Below are 23,452 nucleotides of genomic sequence, written 5' to 3'. Positions count from 1 at the left end.
GGCCGAAAGCAGCCGTTCACGAACGACTACCTTCGGCCAAAAGTACCCCTGATGGAGGGCTATAACTCTCTGATGCTCAGAATAAACGGGGGATGACAGCGGGGTAGAAAAATAGGCTGTAAGTCGACGCTGCCTCATAACACCACCCACGATAGAGAAGCCATCGGGCTTTCTATTTTAGGCGAACGAAAGACCATTCAACGCTACAGGTGAGAATTGGCGGTATGTGCTTCTCCCTTAATAATACTGGCCTACGGCGAGCAAGCTCTCGAGACACGTCTAATCATAACCCCTATCCTCCAAGCTTGACCGGTTGAGGAAGGAGCTCTCGGCTGAAGAGGGATTGCGACGGCGAAAAGTCCGTATCCCAGGCGAACGCAGTGGCGCTCGAACAATCTCGGTCGGTACCCAGGTGACGGTTAGCGGCGAAAGAGCCACTGCAATGGCGAACGCATTCAGTCCCCCTGTGCCGATAACATCAGAGCAGATAGCCCTTTTTTCGCCATTGAAGGTACATGCGGCAAGATTATCAAAGAGCATCCGAGTGCGAGCTTTATCTGACTGTTGTAAAGGTGGCCTGGACTGAGCCTGCAAGAGAGATTGGAAATCTGCTCCATCACTCGTTGCCCGCATCCTGGGTTCTGATGTTGGCCAGTCGGATGGTGCTGGCGGTACTGCAGAAATACCGGTCATCGGCATGCCTCATATCACGCTTGGTGTCATGAATCTCGCCAGTGTTCCTGGCGTGACAGTTCCGTTCTTTGCTTCATCAGATCCCGCTGAACCAGTTGTAGCCCTGGTCTTCCCAATACCCGCCCGGGTTGTCGTTGCTGACGAAAATCTCGACAACATGCTTGGGGTTTTTGAATCCCAGTTTGGTGGGGACCCGAACCCTCAGCGGATAGCCGTACTCGGGCGGCAGCGCCACGTCAGCGTAATCCAGTGCCAACAGCGTCTGCGGGTGCAAGGCAGTCGGCATGTCCAGACTGGAGTAGTAACGATCGGCACATTTGAAACCGACAAATTTCGCTGTGGTGTCGGCGCCGATGTGTTCCAGGAAGGTTTTCAGCGGTACACCTCCCCATTGACCGATCGCGCTCCAGCCCTCAACACAGATCAGCCGAGTGATATCGCTGCGTTGCGGCAGCTTGCGCAAGCTTTCGAGTGTCCACGGCGCCTTGTCCCTGATCCGGCCGGAGACGGCGAGCGAGTAACTGGTCAGGTCTACTTCAGGGATATCGTCCTGACCATAGAAAGCGTTGAACGGAAACGGCTTGGTGATCTGCGCGCGGGCGAAGGTCGGCGCCAGTTTCCGTCCACTGAACAGCCACGCCTGGACCCGGTCGTTCCAACGCGACATGGCCCAAAGCACTTTGTCGACCTGATCGCCGTCCTGCAGGTTGCAACCGGTCAGCATCGACATCGCGCCAACCGTCAGGCCGGCCCGAAGAAAATGCCGGCGCTGAATGTTTTCCAGTTCAAGCTGTTGCGCAGGTTCAATCCTGACGCGCTGACGCGTTGTTATTTTAAATTCAGTCATGACCCATTTTTCTCGTTATTAGGCGTCCGCACTCCACCCGTGATCATTGGCACCAGGGTTTTTGGTACCAGAATCACCAAGACCAGGTGAATCACTACAAACGCTGCAATCATCGCCATGGCCGCAAAATGTACGTAACGAGCAACGTCATAGCTGCCCAGTAACGCGACCAGCTCTTGAAGTTGAACCGGTTTCCAGATCGCTACACCCGAGATCACGATCAGTACACCTGCCGCCAGCACGATCCAGTACATCAGGCGCTGTACTGCGTTATAGACACCCTTTTCATGCACCAGCCGAAAGCGCAAGGCATCGGTCAGATCATGCTTCAATGCGGCAATGCCGATGGGCAGCAGCTCACGTTTGAAATGACGACTGGCCAACCCGTACAGCACATAGATTGCGCCGTTGATCAGCAGCAGCCACATGAACGCAAAATGCCAGGCAAGTGCCCCGCCCAGCCAACCGCCCACGGTCAATGACACCGGAAACCTGAAACTGAACAGTGGCGAGGCGTTGTAGATAGCCCAACCGCTCATGAACATGCAGACCATGCAGGCCGCATTGAGCCAATGGGTGAGGCGAACCGGCCAGGGATGCAGTTTCTTCTGTCTCACGTGGTTCCCCTTGCAAGCCTTCCGTGTAGCGGAGCGTTGCCAGACGGCAACGCTCAAGCTTTCTCAGATGATTACATCGGTGGCTGGAAGCCATCCTTGCCGACTGCAATGCCGCGTGCGGTGCCATCTGCAGCGGGGAACACGACGATTTTCGTTCCTTTGACCAGCTCATCGGCTTTGCCTGGCTCGACGTAGGCGATAGGCACGTCATCCGGCACGACGATTTGTTTCTCGCCGCCCTGGTAGTTGACGGTCAACGTGCGGCCGTCGGTTTTGGACAGTTTGCCAACGGTGCCGTTGGTCATGGTGCCAGTGCTGCCGTCTGCGTTCTGCCAACCGTAATGACCTTCGCCGCTGCCCTTGAGCCTGGCGTCGAATACCGTGACCTCAAGCGCCTTCAAGGTTCCGTTGGCCTGCGGGATGGCCGCCGAGCCGATGAAGCTGTCGGATTTGATCGAGTCGATATTGGCCTTCGATACCCGGCTGATACCGGTCTTGTCAGTCAGTCCGATCGTCTGCTGGGCGCCAGAGCGGACAGTGAAGGTCAGCGTGTTGTTGCTGACGCTTTCCACCGTACCGCGCAGTGGTTTGATGACCGGCATGTCGGCGGCGGTGGCAATGACGGCAGCGCTGAGCATCACCAAACCGAACGTGGTAGACAGGGCGTTTTTGAGTTGCATGGCGACGATTCCTCATGGGTTGATGTGTCGCCATCCTCGACCGCAGACCGGGACGTCACGATGACCGTCGAATGACATTTTTGTCATTCGCCAACCCTGACCATGTATGACAGAAATGTAACCGACTGCGCCCGCTCATCCCTTTACACTGCACAGCCGAGATACCGATGTCGCGGACTTAACCCCGTCATGAAGAAACCCGAGCGCGCCTGACGATGCATATCCTGCTGATCGAAGATGACACCAAAACAGGTGAGTACCTGAAAAAGGGGCTCGGTGAGTCCGGTTACAACGTCGACTGGACCCAGCATGGCGCTGACGGCCTGCACATGGCCTTGCATACGACCTATGACCTGATCGTGCTGGACGTGATGTTGCCCGGGATTGACGGGTTTCAGATCATCGAGCTGTTGCGCGCCAGACAAGACGTACCCGTGCTGTTCCTTACCGCGCGCGACCAGTTGCAAGACCGCATTCGCGGTCTGGAACTGGGCGCCGATGATTACCTGATCAAACCTTTTTCGTTTACCGAACTGCTGTTGCGCATCCGCACTATTCTGCGCCGCGGTGTCGTGCGCGAAGCCGACCATTTCCACCTTGCCGATCTCGAACTGGATCTGGTCCGGCGCCGCGTGACCCGCCAACAACAGGTGATCGTGCTGACCAACAAGGAGTTCGCCCTGCTCCATCTGTTTCTCCGTCGAGCCGGCGATGTGTTGTCCAGGACACAAATCGCTTCGGAAGTCTGGGACATGAATTTCGACAGCGATACCAACGTGGTGGACGTCGCTGTCAAGCGCCTGCGCAACAAGGTCGACCAGCCCTACCCGATCAAGCTGATCCATACCATTCGCGGTATCGGCTATGTCTGCGAGGTGAGGCCATGCGGTCCCGACGCCAACCCTCGCTGACGCTGCGATCGACCGTGGCGTTTGCCATGGTCGCGATGCTGGCCGTGGCCGGCGCGGGCTTCTATCTGTATCAGACGATGAAGGCCTCGGTATTGGTCTACAGCGATCACGCGGTGATGGGCCGTCTGGAGCATTTTCGCAAGCTCCTGCATTACGAACTCGCCATCGAAAAGCTGCGCGACAGCCCGCAGATTTTCAAGAACATGCTCGACAGCGAAGACGACATCTTCATCATTGAAGAGCCGGGGCAGCCACCGGTCATCCAGGTCAATCCACTCAACGTCACGTTGCCTGAACTGCCGGTGATCGGCCAGGACACAAAGCTGAGCGTCAGTGATCTGCGCAGCGGCGTGACCGACTCGGGAACAAGGCTGCGCGCCGCCTCCGTAGTCACGACGTCGGGTGGCCGTGTAGTCCGATTGACGGCCGCCCACCTTATGGGCAAGGAAATGGCGATGCTTGCAGCGTATCGCGAGCGCATCTACCTGGCCGTGGCCCTTGCCTTTCTGGCAACCGCGTTGCTGGGTTATCTGTTATTGCGTCGCGGGCTGCGTCCGCTGCGCAAAATGGCCGCCCATGCCGCAGCCATAACGCCTGAGCGTCTGCACAGCCGTATGGACAGCGCCGATACGCCGGTTGAATTGCAACAGCTGAGTGACGCCTATAACGCGATGCTTGATCGTCTTGCTCAGGGTTATCAGCGACTGACGCAATTTTCCGCCGACCTTGCCCATGAAATCCGCACGCCGGTCGGGTCGTTGATGGGACATTGTCAGGTTGCCCTTCGCCAACGCCGTAGCGAGGACGAATATCAAGCGCTGATCGCTTCGAACCTTGAAGAACTCGAACGGATCTCGCGCATCGTCGAAAGCATTCTGTTTCTGGCGCGCGCCGATGAAGCGCAAGCCGTAGTGGAGCGCCAGCAACTGTCGCTGCATGACGAATCACAGCGCATCGCTGAGTATTTTGAGGGCTTGGCTGAAGAGCGGCGAATGAGCTTCCAAATAACGGGCGATGGTATCGTGCTCGCTGACCCCTTGCTGCTGCGCAGAGCGTTGAGCAACCTGGTGGCGAACGCTGTTCGCTACGCTTACGAGGGCACCGAGATTCTGATACGGGTATTGGAAACCCACGGAGGTGCCCGGATTGAAGTGGAGAACCAAGGGCCGGTGCTGGGCGACGAAACCCTGGGCAAACTCTTCGACCGCTTTTACCGTGGCGATGCGTCTCGGCACCAGAATTCCGACTCCTACGGGCTTGGCCTCGCCATTGTCGTGGCCATCATGCAACTGCATGGCGGCCACGTGGGTGTCGAACAGCCAAGGGCCGGGACTATTCGTTTTTCGCTGTCGTTCCCTTGAGCTGCTCGACCGCTGCAAACTGTTCTTCGCCCGCTGCGGGTACCCAATCTTTTAACGGCGTCAGGAAGTGCAGTTCAAAACGACGTGACAGGAACGCCCACTTTCCGTCCCGCCGTTCAAACCTGTCGTGGTAAAGACCGCTGACTTGCACCGGGCCTTTTTCAATGTCATGAAACAGGCAATCCGCAGCTACCGTGCCCACTGCGCTGTCACCCTCGATTTCAATCAGCGGGTTGGCCATCCAGTGGTGCATATGGGGCATCTGGCGCCAGCTGTTTTGCGCCATCGCCAGGATTTCGTCACGGTTTCCAGCCTGGCCAAAACCCGGTAGATCCAGTGTCGACTCTTCGTGCCAGATTGAGCTAAGAAGCGAGGCGTCGATGCGGTCGAAAGCATTGGCGTAGGCGCTGATCAGCGACTCGATGGCGGCGCGACTTTCCAGGGCGTCCAGTCGGGCTGTCAGTTGTTCATTGTTCATGATGAGGTTTCCTGCAGGGGCTGCGCATAAGCGAGGAAGGCAGCCCTGCGCGAGGGCTGCGCTACGGTTGAGCACGTGGTCAGATCTGCGACAGGCCGCCGTCGACCATCAACTCCACACCGTTGACATATTTCGCATCGGCAGACGCAAGAAACAGCGCCGACGAGGCGATTTCCTCAGGCTCGGCCATGTACCCCAATGGCGTGATCTGCTCGACGTGCTGACGCAGCGCGGCGACGTCGCTTTCGCTCATCTTCAAGCCGTTATCCATCAGCGGTGTGCGGGTGAAGCCAGGGCTCAGGACATTCGCTCTGATCTTGCGACCTTTGAGTTCGTTGGCCCACGTCCTGGCAAAGGAACGTACCGCGGCTTTGGAGGCGTTGTAGAGGCTCAGTCCTTCCATGCCATTGCTGGAACAGATAGAGGCCGTCAGTACGATCGAAGCGCCATTTTTCAACAATGGCATCAACGTCTGTACAGTAAAAAAGACTCCCTTTACGTTGATGTCGAACATGTTGAAATAGGCGGCCTCGGTGGTCTCGCCCAGCGGGTTCTTTTCACAAATACCCGCATTGGCAAACACTGAGTCCAGTTGATCGTCGTGCGCCTCAATCGTCGCCTTGAGCTCGTCCAGATCAACCTGGCGCGCGACATCGGAAATGACCGCGACCGCCCTGTCGCCAAGCTTGGCCACCGCAGCCTCCAGCGTGGCTGCAGAACGCCCGGTGATGTAAACGCGCCTGGCGCCCTCGGCAATCAAACCCTGTGCAATCGCAAATCCGATCCCGGTGGACGCGCCGGTGACGACTGCGACCTGATCAGCGAATTTACCTGACATAACTGACTCCTCGATTTCGGTTGTGTGGCTCGACTGGAACCACAGTGCGGCCATTTTGCGAGGAGGCAGGGGCGCAGCGGCACTGCCATAAATGAACATTGGACGTTCATTTATGTGAGGCGTCAGCCAGGGTTTGATCGTTTAGATTGAACTCAGCTTATTCAAAGCATGACTCGCAATCGAAAATATTCTGGAGCCGAAGGGTTTCAGAAAGGAGACCTTATGCCTGAGAAAATAGTAGCCCTTCCGGAACAGCGGCGCTGGCTGATGTTCGCCATCCTGTTGGTCGGTGCATTCTTGCCGCCGCTGGATTTCTTCATCGTGAACGTAGCGCTGCCTTCGATTCAGCAATCGCTGGGCACGGCCTCCTCTGCCGAACAGTTGATCATCTCTTCTTACGCGGCGCTGTATGCCGTGACACTGATCACCGGCGGAAGGCTTGGCGACATCTTTGGCCGCATGAGAATGTTCTTCGTTGGCCTGATTGGCTTTGCCGTCGCCTCACTGATCTGCGGTGTCGCCGAGTCACCCTGGGTGTTGATCGCCGGACGCTCGCTGCAAGGCGTGACGGCCGCTGTCATGGCGCCGCAGGCACTCGCTTCAGTGCAGGCGATATTCCCTGAGTCGGAAAAACCCTTGGCGTTGAGCCTGTACGGTGCGGTGTTTGGTTTGGCGTCGGTAGTCGGCCAGGCACTTGGCGGGATTCTGATCTCGCTCAACCTGATGAACCTGGGCTGGCGGTCGATATTTCTGGTGAATCTACCGATTGCGTTGCTGGTCATTCTGATCGCCATCCCCGTGGTCAAGGAAACCCGCGCACCCCAGACCAGCAAGCTGGATCTGGGTGGAACGCTGTTGTCGATGGTGACGCTTGCGGCGCTGATCGTTCCACTGATCGAGGGACGTGAAGCGGGCTGGCCGTGGTGGGCCTGGCTGTCGCTGGCGGCGGTGCCACTGCTGGCCTGGCTGTTCTGGCGCTACGAAGCCCGCTTGTATCAAGCGCAAGGCGCGCCGTTGCTGAACCCTGCTGCACTGCGTGCGCCCGGGCTGGGCCGGGCATTGCTGGTGGCGCTGACTTTTTACGCGATCGGCGTGTTCTTCCTGCTGTTTTCCATCTATTTACAGGGAGCGCTGCATACGAGCCCGCTCAGTGCAGGTCTGGTCTTTCTGCCATTCGGCGCTGGTTTCTTGCTGGGGCCGCTCGCCACCCATCTATTCCGGCGTCTGCTGGGGTCTTATGTGAATCCCTTCGGAATGGCACTCGAAGTGCTGGGGTTCGTGCTATTGGCCTGGCTCGTGGCGCACACACCGACGGCCGTCACGCCCACTGCGCTGTCCCTTGCCGTGATTCTCTTTCTGATCGGCTTCGGACAAGGACTTGCCCTTCCGACATTGATGCGCATGATCACTGGACGCGTGGCACCGGCGTATTCCGGCATGATTGCGGGCATCACCAGTTCCACCCTGCAAATCAGCACGGCACTGAGCGTGGCGATCATCGGTGGCATTTTTTACACGCTTCTGGGCAAGGACACGGACGCGGCGGCCATCACCCACGCCTTCACCGTCGCCATACTGTGCATCGCTGCCTGTCTGGCCGTAGGCGCAGGACTGAGCCTGAGTCTGGCGCGCCAATCTGCTGCAGAGCTGCAAACGGCGGCCATGCAGCCGGCAGAGTGAATCAACCGCCTGCCTGAGTGCCAATCATGACGGAGGCCAGGTCGGCAAGCGCGCGCAGACTGTCCATCTGGCGCATGTCCTGGTGGTAGCCCATCCAAATGTCGCGGCCTGGTGGCGGTTCATCTGAATCGATCAGACGCAGCGCCGTCAACTGGTCGCCCAAAGCGCGGGGCAATACCGCGACGCCCTGCCCCTGCGCACACATTTGCGCCTGGACTGTGCGGCTGCTACTGGTAAACACGGTACGCGCCAGAGGGTAACGCTGCTGCAGCCACTGCACATCGGGATAATGAGACTGGGCAACACTCATGGTGATCAGACCCAGCCCGGCGCCCTGTGGCTCAGGGTCAGCAGATCCAACGGCTGCGTATAACCCGTAAGTCAGGGAGATCAGCTTGCGGTGCACGATATCGGGTTCGGTGAACGGAACGATTCGAAACGCGATGTCGGCGTCGCGGCGAGCCAGATCAAACAATCGATGCCCGGCAATGACCTCGGGCACGATCAATGGATAACGACGGCGCAGTTCACTCAGCACCGGGGCCAGGACATAACAGGCGAACCAGTCAGCGCAGGAAATGCGCAGCACACCTTCGGGCTGTGCGCTGTCCCCCGCGAGGCGCCTTTCGATGGCCAACGCACTTTGCTCCATTTCCTGCGCGAGGCTGAGGAGCTTCTCGCCGCTGTCAGTCAACACGAGACCTTGGTTGGTACGCAGGAAAACGGGTTGGCCACTGAACTGTTCCAGCACCTGCAAGCGCCGCCCCACGGTCGGATGGCTGACCCCCAACAGCTTGGCGGCAGCCCCCAATGACCCGCTGCGGGCAATCGCGAGAAAGACCCGCACATCACTCCAGTCCATGCTCTGCTCCCTTACAAAAATGAACAGTGAGAGTGCAGCAATGGCAGTGCCGTAGCAATCCCGTGCCCGACATACTTGTCTGCATTCACCGTCGTCGAATACAAACCGGAGACTGCAAATGAAGATTGGTTTTATCGGAGTGGGAAGCATGGGCAGAGCGATCATTCCACTGCTCGTCCGCGCTGGCCATCACGTCTCGGCATGGAACCGCAGTCACGCGGCGATCAAGGATCTCGAAGGCATCAGCGTTATCGAAACGCCGGCCTCTGCGTTCCAGCAAGAGGTAGTCATCACTCTTCTGGCCGATGACGCCGCCATCAGGCAAGTGCTGCTCTCCAGCGCTGTTCTGGAAACTGCAGACAAAGCTTGCGTGCATGTCGTGATGTCGACCTTGTCGCCTTCGCTGATGTTGGAGTTGCAGCGAGAACATGAAGCCGTCGGCATGCCATTGATCGCGGCGCCGGTTTTCGGCGTGCCCGCCGTGGCGGCCAAGGGCGAGTTGAATATCCTGGCGGCCGGATCGCAGGCCGCTGTCTCGACCGTCCAACCGCTGCTCGACCTGCTCGGGAAAAAAACCTGGTATCTGGGCGATCAACCTGAACAGGCCTGTATCGCGAAAATCGCCGGCAACATGATGATCACCCAAGCCATCCAGTCTCTGGGCGAAGCCAGCGGACTCGTTCAACGCCACGGACTGAGCCCTTCGATTTTCATCAAGCTCATGACCCAGACCCTGTTCGCCTGCCCCAGTTATCAACGTTATGGGCAGAACATCGTCAGCAGCAATTTTGAACCGGGATTCAAACTGTCGCTAGGCCTCAAGGATATGAATCTGGCGATCGATGCGGGTCGCCTCAAAGGGCTGGAGTTGCCAGCGGCGGATGCCGTTCGATTGAAAATGAAGTCGGGGGTAGCCAGGGGGGATGGCGACAAGGACTGGTCGGTTTTCGCTCAGCAGACGAATCATTGAGAAGCTCTTTCGAACACCTGTCACGAGGTCATTCATGGAAAACTCCGACATCGCGCGTCAACTCTCAACATTCAGGAAAACCATCGACAATATCGACGCCGCGCTCATCCATCTGCTCGCGGAACGGTTTCGCTGTACCGATGAGGTCGGATTGCTCAAAGCCCGATATCAGTTGCCTGCGGTAGACGAGGCCAGAGAGCAGCAGCAATACCAGCGTCTGGCAGCACTTGCTCAAGAGGCTGAGCTGGATACGGCCATCGTGCAGAGGCTGATGCAGTTGGTCATTGGCGAAGTGGTCGAGCGCCACAGGCAGATCGCCGCCAGGCATGCCCCGACACCCCCAATGACCTCACCCCTCGGGGCTGACCCCGGCGCCACTTATCGAAGCAATCAGACAAACGAGCAGAACCGCATGAAATGGCCAACGATCGAGCAAATTCGCAGCTTCACCGATTTACCCTATGGCTACAGTTGGGATTACCTGAAACGTGAGGAGATCAATGTCGCGACAGATTTTTTCCGGACATGGTTTCCCTCCATTTCGGTGGGGTTGGCAAGCCCGTTTCTGGACCAGCAGTTCTACGCAGACAACGTGGTGCTCGAAGACGATCCGGATCGAGGCATATTCGCTACCGTCGTCCGCCAGAACGATGAGATTGTCGCTATCGCCACGTGGGAAAAAATTGACGGTGCTGACGTTATTTTCGGGCGGGTCGGCGCGGTGGCCAAACCGCACAGACAAGCCAGACTGGCCGTTGCGGCCCAGGACCTGGGAGAAAAAATCGGCACGTTCATGGGCGCGGGGCTGATCTATGGCATGGCAACAACCCGCACGCCGTATATGCAACAAGCACTGGAGCAAGCCGGTTACAAAGCGGTAGGGATAATGCCTGGCCTGGACCGGGAAGAAACAGCACCTGGAATCGTGCGCAGGGTTTACGAAGTCATCTACGTAAAACGGCTCGCACCACACGCCGACTTTCTCATTCCTACCGGTCATAACCTTACCCCTACAGTCGCGCGACTTTACGCAGATATATTTCAAGGTGATGACGACACGAACTGACGAGCCAGCCTAGTAGCGAACCAACCATCGAAATGCTTCTGATCAGTAACGCTGCCGGCTCGCGCCTTTTGCATCGATCGAGGTAGCCACATTAGGTAATGAGTTCAAAAAGACTCAGCAGCGGCTAAAAGCACCTGTGGGGTTGATTAATAGATGAGAAGTGAACTGAGTGGACGCGGCTCTGGCCCCTGAGTTAGCTTTCGTAACCGTTCTAACTTGGGGCTCCGCAATCATGACTGACCGTCAGATCATTGTTCCAGATGGCATGAGATTGATCTACGAGCGCGCGGGTTATGCACCAGCAGTAAAGGTAGGAAAAACTCTCTACTGCGCGGGTCAGGTAGGCAGGACGCCGGAATTATCCGTCATTGAAGAACCTGAGCAGCAGTTTTTAGCTGCATGGGACAATCTTCGGATCGTCTTGGAGGCAGGTGGCTGTAAATTTGAAGATGTCGTAGAAATGACAACTTACCACGTCGACATGCACCGTCACATGCCAATTTTCAGACGCGTAAAGGATAAAGTCTTTCCGAGAAGCACTTGTGCATGGACCTGCATTGGTGTCAGTGAATTGGCTCGACCTGGCCTTCTCGTGGAGATCAAATGCGTCGCCGTAGAGCGATAACGAGCGCTGCTGTCCAGATAGCCAACGCGTACTCGCTCAGCCAAGCGGCTCAAAGAACGTCTCCGCCCGTTGTGGCACCGGCTTTTTATGTCTGAACATCTGCTGCCAAGCGAGCTGCGCCTGGACCTTGGCCACCGAATCCAGCACTTTCTGCGCCCAGCGATCATCCTCGGGATGCACCACGACCACCCGGAAGCCATGATCCTTGCCTTCAATCTGCACGCCCTCCGAATCATCGACATGCAAGTCGATATCGAACGCTGGCGGATACTTGGAAGGCGCATTCGACATCCCGTGCGCCGTCAGGGCACGGTTGTGCAGCACACTGTTGACCACGCCGTCGACGCGGATGCCATAAAGCGCCAACCAACGCCTGATATAGGACGGCGTGCGCCCGGATGAGGTGTAGACCCAGACACTGCAATCCTGGCGACGCAGCTCTCGGATCAGCGATCGTGTGCCCATCCGCAACGGTTCACCCAGCCAGCGATGAATACAGGCCGGTAGTCGACTCTTCTCCACTGCGCAGTGGTGGAGCTGGCAAGCGAGCGTGTCATCGATATCGAACGAAATTCGTATGCGCTGACGTTCGAACAACTGCGGCAAAGCGCAGCGGATAGCCTGCCCTGCCCGGCTGCCGAAGGTTCTCAATCTGGCAAATGCTGGTGCCCAGTTCATCAATGGCCACCTTGAGAGAGAGGCAAAGGCTTGCCTTTGAGAAAGAACTTCATTGGATCGGGCGCCTGTTCTTCTAAGAATGCTGCATATTTTTTCTTGATCTTGGGCAATTCGTACAACGCCTTGACGCCATGCTTGGCGGAGTTGCGGATGACCGAGGACGGGTTGAAGTAGCCCTCGGCGTTTTCCAGCGTCAACACGAATGGAGGCAGCCCCGCGCGCATTAGCAGGTAGCTGACAATCAGCGAGCCACTGCGGTTATTGCCCTCGATAAACAGCTGCGGCTTGCTCAGAATGCGCACATAGACCCCCGCTGCACGTTTCCAGACTGACTCACTGCGATACGCGCAATACCAGTTGTACAAGTCCTTGATGCCGCCCTCGACGTTGTTGAAGAAATGCGCCTCGGTGGCTGCCAGATGCTGGGCGTATTCCAGCCGGCGCGCCGGATCCCGGCCACAAAGCACTGTGGCATTGATCTCCAGCATCAGGTTCAGTTGCTGCAGATCGAACAGGTCGACGCCGCGGGCAACATACTCGTCAACCAACGCATAGCCTTCAAGCACATTGTGCAGAACTTCGTCAGTGAACGGGTCCCGAGGCTCGGTGAAGTGCCGGCTGAGCTCGGCGAAACGGCTCTGCACGTTACGCAGTGCGCGTTCAATCGCAGGCAAATCAAGGCGATGCGTGGCAGGCATTGGAGCTCCTTGGAAACGCTTGGTAAATGTCCGCCGGTGCCCGCCAAATCCATTTGGCTTGTGCAGGTAGGCGGCCGTGACCGGTGCTGTGACTTAGCTGAACTTGCCGCTGATGTAATCGCCGGTCATCTGTTCACGCGGGTTGTCGAAGATCTGCGCCGTCGGGCCCATCTCGACCAGATAACCGGTGCGCGTGCCCTGGGAAATATCCACCGAGAAAAACGCTGTGGTGTCAGCAACACGGATGGCTTGCTGCATGTTGTGAGTGACCAGTGCGATGGTGTAGTCCTTCTTCAACTCGACCATCAACTCTTCGACGCGTCGGGTGGCGATCGGGTCCAGTGCCGAACAAGGCTCATCCAGCAGCAGGACTTCCGGCTCGGTGGCGATTGCCCGGGCGATACACAGGCGTTGCTGCTGGCCACCGGAGAGCGACAGGCCGCTGACCTTGAGCTTGTCCTTGACCTCATCCCATAACGCGGCGCCTTGCAGCGCATGCTTGACGCGGTCACCGATATCGCCCTTGTAGCGATTGAGGCGAAGACCAAAAGCCACGTTGTCGAAGATGCTCATCGAGAACGGGTTAGGCTGCTGAAACACCATACCGATGTAGCGGCGTACGACCACCGGATCGACGCCCTTGCCGTAGACGTCCTGGCCGAGGAAATGCACATGACCCTCGAAACGAAAGCCCTTCACCAGATCGTTCATCCGGTTGAGACTGCGCAGCACGGTGCTTTTGCCGCAGCCTGAGGGACCGATGAATCCGGTGATCTTGTTTTTCTCGATGGGCACGTGGCTGTCACGTACTGCCATGAAGTTGCCGTAGAAAATCTTGTCCAGTTTGCAGTCCATGACTACAGGCGCCTGGGTGACAAACGGAGCGGCAATTTGCGCAGTGGATACGTTCAAAATCAGATGCTCCCGTTCTTAATACTTGGGCTTGCCGAAAATCCGGCTGATGATGTTCACGAACAGCACGATCATCACCAGCACCAACGAGGCCGCCCATGCGAGCTCGAGCTGGTTATCGAAAGGCATGCCGGAGAAGTTGTAGATCAGCACCGCCAGCGAGGCAGTCGGATTCATGACATCGAGATTGCCCTGGTGGTAGATCCAGTAGTTGCTGAACAGCGCGGTAAACAACAAAGGTGCCGTCTCGCCTGCGGCACGCGCCACGGCGAGCATCACGCCAGTCAGGATCGCCGGCATGCCGGTCGGCAAGATGATTTTCCAGATGACCTGCGAGCGAGTGCAGCCCATGCCATAAGCAGCATCTTTCATGATCTTGGGCACCATCCGCATCGATTCTTCTGCGGTGAGCACCACGATAGGCAGCATCAGGACGGCGAGCGCCACGCCACCTGCCGGTGCCGAATACGTGCCAGTCGTCATTACTACCAAAGCGTAGGCAAACACCCCCGCCAGGATCGACGGCAGGCCCGTAAGCATCTTGGCGGCAAAACGCGCGGCGTTCCCCAGCTTGCTATCCGGCCCCAGTTCAGCCAGAAAAATGGCCGCCATGATCCCGACCGGCACCGCGATCGCTGCCGCGATACCGACCATCACAAAGGTACCCGCCATCGCGTTGCCGAAACCGCCGCCCATCTCGAAGCCGGTCGGCGGCAGTTCGGTGAAGACTTCCAGGTTAAGACGCGCGCCACCACGAGTGATCAGCATGTAGAGCACGGAAATCAGCGGCACGCTGGCCAGCAAAGCACCTGCCCAGACCAGGGTGGTCAGGATCAGGCTGCGCAGCGCGCGGCCTTCGAACCTGCGTTGCAAACTGGGCATCGCACCGGTTGGCGCCGTCAGGTCTGTTGCTGCGGTCAGATCAGTCATCACTTGTTACCCCGTTGGGCGTACATCATGATCATCGAGCCGAAAATGTTCACGATCAGCGTAATCAACATCAGCACGAGCGCGGCATACATCAACACCTCGATCTCGTTCGGTCCGGCTTCGGGGAAGTTCAGCGCCAGCAGAGCGGCAAGCGTGTTGGCCGGTGCAAACAACGAGAGGGAAATGTTGTTGGCATTGCCGACCAGCATGGCCAGCGCCATCGTTTCACCCAGCGCGCGCCCCAGGCCCAGCACCAGAGAGCCGAAAATGCCGGTGGCAGCCGAAGGCACCATCACCTTGAGAATCGCTTCCCAATGGGTTGTGCCCATGCCGTACGCGGCCTGTTTGGTTTTCATCGGCACAGCCGTAAGCGCGTCCTGCGACACGGCGGCAATGGTCGGCAGAATCATGATGGCGAGCACCAGAGCTGCGGGCAGCAGGCCCGGACCGCTCAGGGACGTGCCGAAAAAGGGTATCCAGCCCAGCTCGCTGTTCAGCCAGGTCGTCAGCGGCCGAATCGCCGGAATCACCACATAGATCCCCCACAGGCCATAGACCACGCTGGGGATGGCCGCGAGCAATTCGACGATGGTGCGAAACAGCGCAGCGAGCTTGGTTGGCAGGAAATCCTGGGTCAGGAAAATCGCCATGCTCACGCCAAAGACACCGGCGATCAGCAACGCGATGAAGGCGCTGTAAAGCGTGCCCCAGATGGCCGGCAGGATGCCGTATTTGCCCTGGTTGACGTCCCACACACTGCCCAGAAGCACATCGAAGCCGTGCTTCTCCATACCGGGAAGTGCCTTGCGTCCGACTTCGAACACCAGTGCAAATACCAGCGCCAGAATCAGTACCACACCGATGCGTGCGAGCGCGCGGAAGGTGCGATCAACCAGAAAATCCTTCGTCGAGGGTGGCTGGCAGGCAGAGTCGGGATTAACCGGTACGACAAAAGGTTTGTTCATGGGCTAAGTCCGGAACAGGGGGAAAACTTTCCCGGCGTGGCGCAGACGCACACGCCGAGAGAGACCTCACGGCGTTACTGAATGTTGGCGGACGCTTTGCGAACCTGTTCGACGACCGATTGCGGCAACGGGATGTAACCCATCGAATCGGCAATCTTCTGCCCCTCGGTCAGGCTGTATTCGACCATTTCACGCATGGCTTTGGCCTTGGCCGGGTTGCCATTATCCTTGCGGAAAATCATCCAGGTATAAGAGGTGATCGGATAGGACTTGGCACCGTCCGGATCAGGCAGCCAGGCCACCAGGTTTTCCGGCATCTTCACCGCCGCCAGGGCCTCGGCACCGCTTTCGGCGTTTGGCACGACGTAATTGCCTGCCTTGTTCTGCAACTGGGCAAAGTCGACCTTGGCCAGCTTGGCGAAGCCATATTCGATGTAACCAATCGCACCAGGGGTCTGACGCACGGTAGCGGTTACGCCATCGTTTTTCGGCGACTTGATGAACTTGTCACTGGCCGGCCAGTTGACGGTGTTGCCCTCACCCAACGCCTGCTTGAACTCGGCGTTGACGGTTGCCAGGTGCTTGGTGAATACGGCGGTAGTACCGCTGGAATCTGCACGCACGACAACCGTGATCGGCGTATCGGAGAGTTTCAGGTCCGGGTTGGCTGCGACGATCTGCGGATCGTTCCAGCGCGTGATTTTGCCCAGGAAAATGTTGGAATAGACGTCGCGTGGCAGCTTCAGACCCTTGGGATTGCCCGGCAGGTTATAGGCCAGCACGATTTCCCCGGCGGTCATTGGCAGCAACTGCACGCCTTCGGCGACCTTGGCGATATCTTCGTCCTTCATTGCCGAGTCACTGGCAGCGAAATCCACGGTTTTGTTCAAGAAGTCCTGTACGCCCGCGCCACTGCCCTTGGATTGGTAATCGACAGTGACACCATCGGATTTCTTGCTGAAATCCTTGAACCAGGTCAGATAGATCGGCGCCGGGAAACTTGCTCCGGACCCCGTCAGGCGAACATTTTCTGCTGCAAAGGAGGCCGAGGTGGCACAAAGAGATACCGCAATGGCGAGCGCAGCAGACTTCATCAAACTTTTCATTAAATGACACCTAGTGATTACGGGCTCCCGAACTCTGCAGCAGTTTTGTGACGATTTCATGAAAGCAAAGTGGCAAGCGTTACCCTCATGGTCCGCAGCAGCGCCTATGGATGTAATCGGCCTCCGGGTTTCGAAAAATCGAATCTTCCTGTGCCGGGCTTGTCACTACCCCCTGATCCCGAGCAGTCACGCGCCAGGTTCACATTGCAAAAACGCTACTTTTCCCCAGCCTTTATGGCCCTCGACCGGAAATGGCGTTAGCATTTCACTCATTCGGCTGAACAAGCCTGTTTATTCAGATCAGGGTTGCATTGTGGAAAAGCTAAAACGCCTTCAAAGCGGGATCGAAGGGCTCGACGCGCTGCTTCAGGGGGGCTTTGTCGCGGGCGCCTCGTACATCATTCAAGGGCGTCCGGGCTCCGGCAAGACCATCCTTGCCAATCAGCTCGGATTTCACCACGCCCGAAACGGCGGCCGTGTGCTGGTCGCCACGTTGCTGGCCGAGTCCCACGACCGTCTGTTCCAGTTTCTGTCGACCATGAGTTTCTTCGACGCCTCGCGAGTCGGCGCCGAAATTCAGTTCGTAAGCGCCTTCGATACGCTGGAAAACGAAGGCCTTGATGAAGTCGTGAAGCTGCTTCGGCGCGAAATCACCCGGCAGAAGGCGACCGTCATGGTCGTCGACGGCCTGCTCAACGCACGTTCCAAAGCCGACTCGCCGATCGATACGAAAAAATTCATCTCTGAACTGCAAGGCCATGCCGCATTTGCCGGTTGCACCGTGCTGTTCCTGACCAGTTCGCGCCTGGACGACGGCAGCCCCGAGCACACGATGGTCGACGGCGTCATCGAAATGGGCGAAGAGCTGTTCGGTACCCGTTCCGTACGGCGCATTCATTTGCGCAAGACTCGCGGCAGCGGCGCGTTGACCGGTCTTCACGAGTGCGAGATCACCGATAACGGCCTGGTCGTCTACCCGCGCCTCGAAAGCCTCTACAAGCGCCCTTCCGCCCCTGACAGCGCGGACATGACGCGCATTCCAAGCGGCATTGCTTCACTGGATGACATCCTCGGGGGTGGCTTGCACAGCTCCAGCGTGACGCTGGTCATGGGGCCTTCCGGGATCGGCAAGACCACGCTGGGTCTGAAGTTCATCGCGCAGTCGACGGCCGAATCGCCGGGCCTGCACTTCGGCTTCTATGAAAGCCCGCAGCGGCTGCGGCTGAAAGGCCGTTCGCTGGGCATTGATATCGAACACATGGAACACAGCGGTGCGCTGAGCATTGCCTGGCAGCCAACTACCGAAGGCTTGCTGGACGGCCTCGGCGCACGCCTGCTGAGCCTGGTCGATGAAAAAGGCATCAAGCGCCTGTTCATCGATAGCCTCAGCGGCATGACTCGGGTTTCAACCACGCCGGAACGCATCACCGACTTTTTCAGCGCGCTGATGAATGAGCTGCGATCCAGAGGCGTTACGGTGTTCGCCTCATGGGAAATGCGCGATTTGTTCGGCTCCGAGGTCAGCGCACCGAACTCCGACCTGTCCAGTATTGTCGACAACCTGATGCTCATGCGTTTCTTTGAGAATCACGCTGAACTTCACAGGACGCTTTCCATTCTCAAGATACGTGATAGCTCCTACAACCCGTCGCGGTTCGAGGTGGTTATCCGTGATCAAGATGTGTTCCTGGAAAAGGCTTTGAAAAATGAACCTTCAGTCACAGCTGAGTCATTGCCTGGTTCAATTTCGTAAGTCTTCAAGCGGGTTGAAATAACATGACCACCATTCTGGTAGTCGACGACGAGTATCTGATTGCTGACATTCTTGGCTTTGCGCTTGAGGATGAGGGCTTCATGACTGTGACCGCGAGCAATGGCAAGAAGGCTCTCGAAGTGCTGGAAAGAGAACGTCCAGCCCTGGTCATCACTGACTTCATGATGCCGGTCATGGACGGCCTCGAATTCGCCGAAGCCGTACGTGCCCAGCCGTCCGTCAAACACTTGCCGATCATTCTCATGAGTGGCGCGCAAGCGCACATCGGCATGCAGCGTTCGGATCTGTTTGATGTGGTGGTGCCCAAGCCGTTTGATATTGCGGTGATTGTGGCTGAGGTAAAGAGGCTGTTGGGCTCATAGATACTCGACGACAAAGGCAATTTCGGCATTGGCATCGCCCGCTCGCATTTGCGCATTGGAAGGCTCGATGCGCACGAAGCGGGCTTGCAAGGAAACGGATGCATTACCGCCGCTCGATGTTGGCGCTTTCATTATGTAATTCTGGTTCAGCTTGAGTATCGTCCTGTCACTGAAGCGCATTTGCAATGCCAGCCCTTTGGCAGTGGAATTACTGTTGAGGTGTACCACGCCGGTATCAGCGCTCCATGCAGGGCTGCCCGCAGTGGGCGAAAAGGAGTACCTGAAGTTATTGATTCCGGGAGGACAGTTTTTCATATCAAGAAAGAAATATTTCTCCTTGGCATAGTCACCGTTCTGCAAAAAATCGCTCATGGTGTAGCTGCCCATATCCACTTTCACATCAGGTGTTTCACAAGACTGCGAGACGATCCGCGTGCCATTTGTATTCATTGCCAGAGGCTCGATTTCTGCAGCGACGAAGGTCCCAAGTTGGCCTGAGGGTATCGTCGCACTGCCGGAAATAGTTCCCGTCTTTACAAAACGCAAGATGTGCTCAGAACCATTCCAACCCCAACCGCCAGCAGTGTCGGTAGTTCCTGGAAAGCCTTTCCACGCTTTCCCCGATGGCGGTCGGACCCATTGCCAGCCGATTCCGGTATTTCCAATAGGAAAAATCTCCACGCCCGGCTGAGTAACGCCGACATTATTGCGCACACCTTCATTGTGCACTGCAGAGCACCTGAACGAACTGGGAATGGAACCCAGCGTCACGATCGGACTTTCATAGATAACCGTGCCATTCGGCGCGTCACGTGGTACCGAGAGAGTGGCCGGCAGTATAACCCGCATATTGCCCATGGAATTGTCCGGATAAAATTCGCATACCGCCGCCATTGCGTTTGACGACAGCATATACAAGAGCCCGACAATCAATACACGGCACAACTTCATAACACTCTCTCTGACTCTATCTAGCGTGTAAACAACTGAATGGCTGACGTAGCCACACCTATTTAATTGGCAGCAAAATCACCACGACCGGAACGAGAAGATAATAAAAAAAGAACACTTGAGCAAAAATTTATTTATTCAATAACAAGACAATTCTCATAGATTTATAACCAGCCAGTCAGACCTGAAAAATCTACAAACAGACACGCTATTTAGCATCACACTTACTCAGCGCAAATAACTAAAGCCAATTTAAGACTCGTCTTAAATGCACAGTGGAACTCGGCCAGTACCCTGACTGTTCTTGATAGGAGAACAGATTCCGTGAGAGCCCTCGATACCCTCAATAGCGCAAAACCCCACAGCAACGCCGCCCTCTACTGCCTGACGATTCTGGCACTGGCGCTGATCGCCATGACTGTCGTCGCCGGTTATGAGCTCAACAATCTCTTTCCACTGAAGGCCGTGGTGCAACAGCAGGAGATCCAGCTCAAGCAGCGCTCCGATACCATCCAGTCAATGACCGCTGAACTCAAGCGTCTGGCGGAACAAAAGCAAACCCTGGAAACCGACCTGCTTACCGCGAAGGAACAGGCGAAGGCCGCCGAGGCGGCAAAGACCGAACTCGAAAACACTCAACGCGCAGCACAAACCAGCGCGGCGTTAGAGGATGAAGACTCACTCTGCGCGATCATCGAGCAAAATATCCGACTCGTAGCGGACCAACTCAGTCGCGACGACTTCTTTCGTCTGCGTGACGAGCGCGAAGCTGAAGCCGAAGCCGTGCTTGAAAGCTATGAAAAACAACTCACCACCTGCATTGAACAACTGACGGCACACACCGAATCGCCAACACAGAGTTGAGTCAGCACTCGTTGCGCGCTGCGCTTGATCGCGGATCAAAAAAGCCCTGGCAATCAGGGCTTCCCGTTAACGTCTTAAAGCTTGAATTCCTTGGTCAATTTATTCAGCGACGCCGCCAATTGCGACAGCTCCGCCGATGCGACTGCCGTCTGTTTCGACCCCTCTGCGGTTTCACATGACAGGTCACGAATGCTGATCAGGCTGCGGTCGACTTCCCGCGCAACCTGAGCCTGCTCCTCGGCAGCGGTTGCCATCAGCAGGTTTCGCTCGTTGATGAGATTCAGCGAGCCAGTGATGTCGGTCAGCACTTCGCCGGCGATATTGGCCATTTCGAGCGTTCTCTCGGCCTGAGCGCGGGTGTGGCTCATGGAGGAAACTGCGCGGCTGGTGCCCGACTGAATGGAGCTGACCATGGACTCGATGTCCTCGGTCGACTTCTGAGTACGCTGCGCCAGCCCTCTCACCTCATCGGCAACCACGGCAAAACCGCGACCCGCCTCCCCCGCCCGCGCTGCTTCGATCGCTGCGTTCAAGGCAAGCAGATTGGTTTGTTCGGCAACCTCTCGGATAACGTCCAGCACGCTGCTGATATCGCTCGCCATGGTCGATAGCGCCTGCACCTCAGCCGAGGTGCTGTGCACGCTGGACACCATCAGATTGATTGCGGCTACCGTGTCGCTAACCTGGCTTCGACCGGCGACGGCTGCCGCACTTGATTCCGACGTCAGCTGCGAGGTCGATGCGGCGTTGTCTGCAACCTGCTCCACCGCTGCACTCATTTCAGTGACGGCGGTGGCGGCCATTTCGATTTCATGGCTCTGACGTTGAGTGATACGCGAGATATCTTCAGTGACGCCGTGCATGACCTCCGAGGTTTCGGCCAGCTGCGTGGACGAATCACGGATCATGATCAAGGCATCTCGCAGACTGGTTTGCATCGCCGCCAATGACGACAGCATTTGCGCGGCCTCATCGGAGCCATCCAGCGCAATGGTTTCGCTCAGATCATTGGCGGCGATGCATTCCGCCACCCTTAGCGAGCCTGCAATGGGTACCGTCAGGCTGCGGGTATACAACACGGCCAGGGCCAACGAAGCACCGATCGCGATGAGAATGAACACACTGACGATCAACAGCGTGTGCTCATAGACATTGTCGGCCTGCTTGCCCGCCTCATAAGCTTCTATTTCGTTGAGTGCAATCAGCTTCTTGAGCGCGACTTGTACACCATCCGAGGCAGCACGCATCTGATTCTTTGACAACGCAATGGCCGCTTCAAGCTGCCCGTTCGCCACGGTTTGAAGGTATTGGTCCTGCGCCTGATCGTTGACCTTCTGTGCTTTGGCAAACTCCTCGAACGCCTCGCGCCCAGCGTCAGTGGCCAGCAGATCAATGAGCGCTTGCTGATGTTTTTTGATCAGCTGACGCGACTGCTGAATGTCCATCAGGGCTTGCGCCTTGCGCTCAGGGGTTTCGATGGGATTGCGCAAGCGAGCGTTGTTGCCCTTGATTTCGACGAACTCTCGATCGAGTTGGCCGAGCAGCTTGATACTCGGCACGATCGTCGTCTCGACGTACGTTTCTGCCTTGTTGAGCAAGTCGACTTGCTGCAGAGCGATCAATCCGATCGCGATAATCATGAGACAGAACAAGCCGAAACACAGCGCCGAACGAGGCGCGAGATTGAGTTTACGAAGCAGCATGATGCCTTACCTTAGAGTGTATTCAAGACAATGGGGCAAACGAGTGGGCGGCACAGCAGGCGCTGGGCAATAGCACCTCAGCGTCTACGTGGATCATCGCGGGAAGGTGCAGCAGCTAGCGGTTTGCGCACGAAGAGAGTGTGGAGTCGGTCGAGGCCGGCTCCGCAAGTTCCTTGAGCGCCGGGTCGGCCAGCATCAGAAAATCTGCCAGGCGCGGCAGATTGATTTTCGAGACCAGGCGCATCCAGCGTTGCGGATGCGGGTTGAAGAAGGTCTTCGACCACTGGTGATCATCGTTGGGATTGAAAATCAGCAGATGACGAATCAGCGGGTTTTCCCCGAAAAAGTCGAGCGGATCCATCGCCATTTCGCTGAGCAACTCAGCATTGACGACGACCAGGCTCAACCGTTGAGGGCAGTAATACGTCAGTATTTTCAGGTCACGATAAGTGCAAACGTTCAAGACGCTGAGACAGCCCAGCTTATTGAACTGCTGTTCGATCGACTGGCCTCTTCGCACGTCGCTGTCGGCGATCAGGATCCGCAAGGATCGACTGCGGTTATTTTCAAGAAACATCGGACACCTTTGGCAGCTCCATTCTTCCTTTCAAGAAAATAACCAAGGGCCAACCTGCCTGATATGAGACTTGTCTCAAAAATGAACGCAGGGATAGATGATAAAAAGCCACACCTTGACGACAGCCCACGCGATCGGCGCATGGTCTGGCTCAGAAAGTGTTGAAGGAGGGATTTTGCAACGCAGGGGAGTCGCGACGAGCCAGAAGCGCGGGACGGTTCTGTGCGAACCAGACAATTCTCATTATTAACGCCCCTTTTTGTCAGTAACCTTGAAACAAGGGGCGCAGACTCATTCTTTCCAA

General features: G+C 57.0%; 24 protein-coding genes. 9 read left to right on the top strand and 15 right to left on the bottom strand.

Going from position 1 to position 23,452, the window contains the following annotated elements; translation table 11 throughout:
* Positions 1-769: 769 nt before the first annotated feature.
* From ACZ9BE_RS10615 to ACZ9BE_RS10605, 3 genes are all read right to left on the bottom strand, one after another.
* Positions 770-1,540: a molybdopterin-dependent oxidoreductase gene (locus ACZ9BE_RS10615; protein WP_039760272.1), complete on the bottom strand. Its 771-nt coding sequence runs from the start codon at positions 1,538-1,540 to the stop codon at positions 770-772.
* Positions 1,537-2,157 (bottom strand): cytochrome b/b6 domain-containing protein, encoded by a 621-nt coding sequence (locus ACZ9BE_RS10610; RefSeq protein ID WP_122704476.1) that lies wholly within the window; start codon positions 2,155-2,157, stop codon positions 1,537-1,539. Before ACZ9BE_RS10610 ends, ACZ9BE_RS10615 begins: the two co-directional genes overlap by 4 nt.
* Before the next feature lie 71 nt (positions 2,158-2,228).
* On the bottom strand, positions 2,229-2,837 hold the full coding sequence (locus tag ACZ9BE_RS10605; protein WP_042609816.1) for a hypothetical protein: 609 nt from the start codon (positions 2,835-2,837) through the stop codon (positions 2,229-2,231).
* A gap of 215 nt (positions 2,838-3,052) precedes the next feature.
* Here ACZ9BE_RS10605 and ACZ9BE_RS10600 point away from each other — a divergent pair, with 215 nt between their 5' ends.
* Both ACZ9BE_RS10600 and ACZ9BE_RS10595 read left to right on the top strand, forming a co-directional pair.
* Positions 3,053-3,748 carry a heavy metal response regulator transcription factor gene (locus ACZ9BE_RS10600; RefSeq protein ID WP_039760267.1) on the top strand — a complete coding sequence of 232 codons (696 nt, stop codon included), beginning with the start codon at positions 3,053-3,055 and terminating at the stop codon, positions 3,746-3,748.
* Positions 3,721-5,109, top strand: coding sequence for a heavy metal sensor histidine kinase (locus tag ACZ9BE_RS10595; RefSeq protein WP_262138109.1), 1,389 nt, complete (start codon positions 3,721-3,723; stop codon positions 5,107-5,109). The genes ACZ9BE_RS10600 and ACZ9BE_RS10595 overlap by 28 nt, the downstream gene beginning before the upstream one ends.
* Here ACZ9BE_RS10595 and ACZ9BE_RS10590 read toward each other — a convergent pair.
* A complete protein-coding gene (locus ACZ9BE_RS10590; protein ID WP_116254814.1) occupies positions 5,081-5,587 on the bottom strand; it encodes a nuclear transport factor 2 family protein in 507 nt (168 codons plus the stop codon). The two genes, ACZ9BE_RS10595 and ACZ9BE_RS10590, sit on opposite strands and share 29 nt — an antisense overlap.
* Positions 5,588-5,666: 79 nt before the next feature.
* The gene (locus ACZ9BE_RS10585) at positions 5,667-6,425 is read right to left on the bottom strand and encodes an SDR family oxidoreductase (RefSeq protein WP_064361704.1); all 759 of its coding nucleotides are present in this window, start codon (positions 6,423-6,425) and stop codon (positions 5,667-5,669) included.
* A 267-nt stretch (positions 6,426-6,692) separates the two neighbouring features.
* On the opposite strand from ACZ9BE_RS10585, the gene ACZ9BE_RS10580 reads away from it, so the two are divergent.
* Entirely contained in the window at positions 6,693-8,105 is a 1,413-nt protein-coding gene (locus ACZ9BE_RS10580) for an MFS transporter (RefSeq protein WP_476249380.1), read from the top strand.
* Position 8,106: 1 nt separating this feature from the next.
* Here ACZ9BE_RS10580 and ACZ9BE_RS10575 read toward each other — a convergent pair whose 3' ends face one another.
* A complete protein-coding gene (locus ACZ9BE_RS10575) occupies positions 8,107-8,967 on the bottom strand; it encodes a LysR family transcriptional regulator (protein ID WP_009049391.1) in 861 nt (286 codons plus the stop codon).
* 148 nt (positions 8,968-9,115) lie between these two features.
* On the opposite strand from ACZ9BE_RS10575, the gene ACZ9BE_RS10570 reads away from it, so the two are divergent.
* From ACZ9BE_RS10570 to ACZ9BE_RS10560, 3 genes are all read left to right on the top strand, one after another.
* A complete protein-coding gene (locus tag ACZ9BE_RS10570) occupies positions 9,116-9,937 on the top strand; it encodes an NAD(P)-dependent oxidoreductase (protein ID WP_476249379.1) in 822 nt (273 codons plus the stop codon).
* 34 nt (positions 9,938-9,971) lie between these two features.
* Positions 9,972-11,003 carry a chorismate mutase gene (locus ACZ9BE_RS10565; protein WP_433782840.1) on the top strand — a complete coding sequence of 344 codons (1,032 nt, stop codon included), beginning with the start codon at positions 9,972-9,974 and terminating at the stop codon, positions 11,001-11,003.
* A gap of 232 nt (positions 11,004-11,235) precedes the next feature.
* Complete coding sequence (locus ACZ9BE_RS10560) at positions 11,236-11,628, top strand: RidA family protein (protein WP_009049394.1); 393 nt, start codon at positions 11,236-11,238, stop codon at positions 11,626-11,628.
* Between the two features lie 36 nt (positions 11,629-11,664).
* Here ACZ9BE_RS10560 and ACZ9BE_RS10555 read toward each other — a convergent pair whose 3' ends face one another.
* The 6 genes from ACZ9BE_RS10555 to pstS form a co-directional block, all read right to left on the bottom strand.
* Positions 11,665-12,306 carry a hypothetical protein gene (locus ACZ9BE_RS10555; protein WP_476249378.1) on the bottom strand — a complete coding sequence of 214 codons (642 nt, stop codon included), beginning with the start codon at positions 12,304-12,306 and terminating at the stop codon, positions 11,665-11,667.
* Positions 12,306-13,004 carry a hypothetical protein gene (locus ACZ9BE_RS10550; protein WP_375123766.1) on the bottom strand — a complete coding sequence of 233 codons (699 nt, stop codon included), beginning with the start codon at positions 13,002-13,004 and terminating at the stop codon, positions 12,306-12,308. The genes ACZ9BE_RS10555 and ACZ9BE_RS10550 overlap by 1 nt, the downstream gene beginning before the upstream one ends.
* A gap of 93 nt (positions 13,005-13,097) precedes the next feature.
* A complete protein-coding gene (gene pstB / locus ACZ9BE_RS10545) occupies positions 13,098-13,859 on the bottom strand; it encodes a phosphate ABC transporter ATP-binding protein PstB (protein ID WP_016774591.1) in 762 nt (253 codons plus the stop codon).
* Between the two features lie 75 nt (positions 13,860-13,934).
* Positions 13,935-14,846, bottom strand: a complete 912-nt coding sequence (pstA, locus tag ACZ9BE_RS10540) for a phosphate ABC transporter permease PstA (RefSeq protein ID WP_016774590.1) — start codon at positions 14,844-14,846, stop codon at positions 13,935-13,937.
* Positions 14,846-15,811 (bottom strand): phosphate ABC transporter permease subunit PstC, encoded by a 966-nt coding sequence (gene pstC / locus ACZ9BE_RS10535; RefSeq protein WP_024012838.1) that lies wholly within the window; start codon positions 15,809-15,811, stop codon positions 14,846-14,848. The genes pstA and pstC overlap by 1 nt, the downstream gene beginning before the upstream one ends.
* A gap of 74 nt (positions 15,812-15,885) precedes the next feature.
* Complete coding sequence (pstS, locus tag ACZ9BE_RS10530) at positions 15,886-16,917, bottom strand: phosphate ABC transporter substrate-binding protein PstS (RefSeq protein WP_051600442.1); 1,032 nt, start codon at positions 16,915-16,917, stop codon at positions 15,886-15,888.
* A gap of 313 nt (positions 16,918-17,230) precedes the next feature.
* On the opposite strand from pstS, the gene ACZ9BE_RS10525 reads away from it, so the two are divergent.
* A complete protein-coding gene (locus ACZ9BE_RS10525) occupies positions 17,231-18,670 on the top strand; it encodes an ATPase domain-containing protein (RefSeq protein ID WP_130899380.1) in 1,440 nt (479 codons plus the stop codon).
* Between the two features lie 23 nt (positions 18,671-18,693).
* On the top strand, positions 18,694-19,053 hold the full coding sequence (locus tag ACZ9BE_RS10520) for a response regulator (RefSeq protein WP_016774585.1): 360 nt from the start codon (positions 18,694-18,696) through the stop codon (positions 19,051-19,053).
* On the opposite strand, the gene ACZ9BE_RS10515 is transcribed toward ACZ9BE_RS10520, so the two are convergent.
* Positions 19,048-20,004: a fimbrial protein gene (locus ACZ9BE_RS10515; RefSeq protein WP_315435016.1), complete on the bottom strand. Its 957-nt coding sequence runs from the start codon at positions 20,002-20,004 to the stop codon at positions 19,048-19,050. The two genes, ACZ9BE_RS10520 and ACZ9BE_RS10515, sit on opposite strands and share 6 nt — an antisense overlap.
* Before the next feature lie 324 nt (positions 20,005-20,328).
* Here ACZ9BE_RS10515 and ACZ9BE_RS10510 point away from each other — a divergent pair, with 324 nt between their 5' ends.
* The gene (locus ACZ9BE_RS10510; RefSeq protein ID WP_476249377.1) at positions 20,329-20,868 is read left to right on the top strand and encodes a hypothetical protein; all 540 of its coding nucleotides are present in this window, start codon (positions 20,329-20,331) and stop codon (positions 20,866-20,868) included.
* 74 nt (positions 20,869-20,942) lie between these two features.
* Here the strand turns inward: ACZ9BE_RS10510 and ACZ9BE_RS10505 are convergent, their stop codons facing one another.
* Complete coding sequence (locus ACZ9BE_RS10505) at positions 20,943-22,571, bottom strand: methyl-accepting chemotaxis protein (protein ID WP_056785681.1); 1,629 nt, start codon at positions 22,569-22,571, stop codon at positions 20,943-20,945.
* A 115-nt stretch (positions 22,572-22,686) separates the two neighbouring features.
* Positions 22,687-23,148 (bottom strand): hypothetical protein, encoded by a 462-nt coding sequence (locus ACZ9BE_RS10500; RefSeq protein ID WP_476249376.1) that lies wholly within the window; start codon positions 23,146-23,148, stop codon positions 22,687-22,689.
* Positions 23,149-23,452: the final 304 nt, after the last annotated feature.

This window comes from Pseudomonas sp. TE9122 (assembly GCF_056278925.1).
Note: the sequence above shows the minus strand (reverse complement) of the source record. Positions and strands in the feature narration are given on the sequence as shown.

Bases quoted from the DNA above. Each gene is read 5' to 3' on its own strand.
- ACZ9BE_RS10550 (WP_375123766.1), bottom strand. From the start codon at position 13,004: ATGCCTGCCACGCATCGCCTTGATTTGCCTGCGATTGAACGCGCACTG.
- pstC (WP_024012838.1), bottom strand. From the start codon at position 15,811: ATGAACAAACCTTTTGTCGTACCGGTTAATCCCGACTCTGCCTGCCAG.
- ACZ9BE_RS10515 (WP_315435016.1), bottom strand. From the start codon at position 20,004: ATGAAGTTGTGCCGTGTATTGATTGTCGGGCTCTTGTATATGCTGTCG.
- ACZ9BE_RS10560 (WP_009049394.1), top strand. From the start codon at position 11,236: ATGACTGACCGTCAGATCATTGTTCCAGATGGCATGAGATTGATCTAC.
- ACZ9BE_RS10595 (WP_262138109.1), top strand. From the start codon at position 3,721: ATGCGGTCCCGACGCCAACCCTCGCTGACGCTGCGATCGACCGTGGCG.
- ACZ9BE_RS10590 (WP_116254814.1), bottom strand. From the start codon at position 5,587: ATGAACAATGAACAACTGACAGCCCGACTGGACGCCCTGGAAAGTCGC.
- ACZ9BE_RS10575 (WP_009049391.1), bottom strand. From the start codon at position 8,967: ATGGACTGGAGTGATGTGCGGGTCTTTCTCGCGATTGCCCGCAGCGGG.
- pstB (WP_016774591.1), bottom strand. From the start codon at position 13,859: ATGGACTGCAAACTGGACAAGATTTTCTACGGCAACTTCATGGCAGTA.
- ACZ9BE_RS10555 (WP_476249378.1), bottom strand. From the start codon at position 12,306: ATGAACTGGGCACCAGCATTTGCCAGATTGAGAACCTTCGGCAGCCGG.
- ACZ9BE_RS10565 (WP_433782840.1), top strand. From the start codon at position 9,972: ATGGAAAACTCCGACATCGCGCGTCAACTCTCAACATTCAGGAAAACC.
- ACZ9BE_RS10500 (WP_476249376.1), bottom strand. From the start codon at position 23,148: ATGTTTCTTGAAAATAACCGCAGTCGATCCTTGCGGATCCTGATCGCC.
- pstS (WP_051600442.1), bottom strand. From the start codon at position 16,917: ATGAAAAGTTTGATGAAGTCTGCTGCGCTCGCCATTGCGGTATCTCTT.
- ACZ9BE_RS10505 (WP_056785681.1), bottom strand. From the start codon at position 22,571: ATGCTGCTTCGTAAACTCAATCTCGCGCCTCGTTCGGCGCTGTGTTTC.
- ACZ9BE_RS10520 (WP_016774585.1), top strand. From the start codon at position 18,694: ATGACCACCATTCTGGTAGTCGACGACGAGTATCTGATTGCTGACATT.
- ACZ9BE_RS10580 (WP_476249380.1), top strand. From the start codon at position 6,693: ATGTTCGCCATCCTGTTGGTCGGTGCATTCTTGCCGCCGCTGGATTTC.
- pstA (WP_016774590.1), bottom strand. From the start codon at position 14,846: ATGACTGATCTGACCGCAGCAACAGACCTGACGGCGCCAACCGGTGCG.
- ACZ9BE_RS10605 (WP_042609816.1), bottom strand. From the start codon at position 2,837: ATGCAACTCAAAAACGCCCTGTCTACCACGTTCGGTTTGGTGATGCTC.
- ACZ9BE_RS10570 (WP_476249379.1), top strand. From the start codon at position 9,116: ATGGGCAGAGCGATCATTCCACTGCTCGTCCGCGCTGGCCATCACGTC.
- ACZ9BE_RS10615 (WP_039760272.1), bottom strand. From the start codon at position 1,540: ATGACTGAATTTAAAATAACAACGCGTCAGCGCGTCAGGATTGAACCT.
- ACZ9BE_RS10600 (WP_039760267.1), top strand. From the start codon at position 3,053: ATGCATATCCTGCTGATCGAAGATGACACCAAAACAGGTGAGTACCTG.
- ACZ9BE_RS10585 (WP_064361704.1), bottom strand. From the start codon at position 6,425: ATGTCAGGTAAATTCGCTGATCAGGTCGCAGTCGTCACCGGCGCGTCC.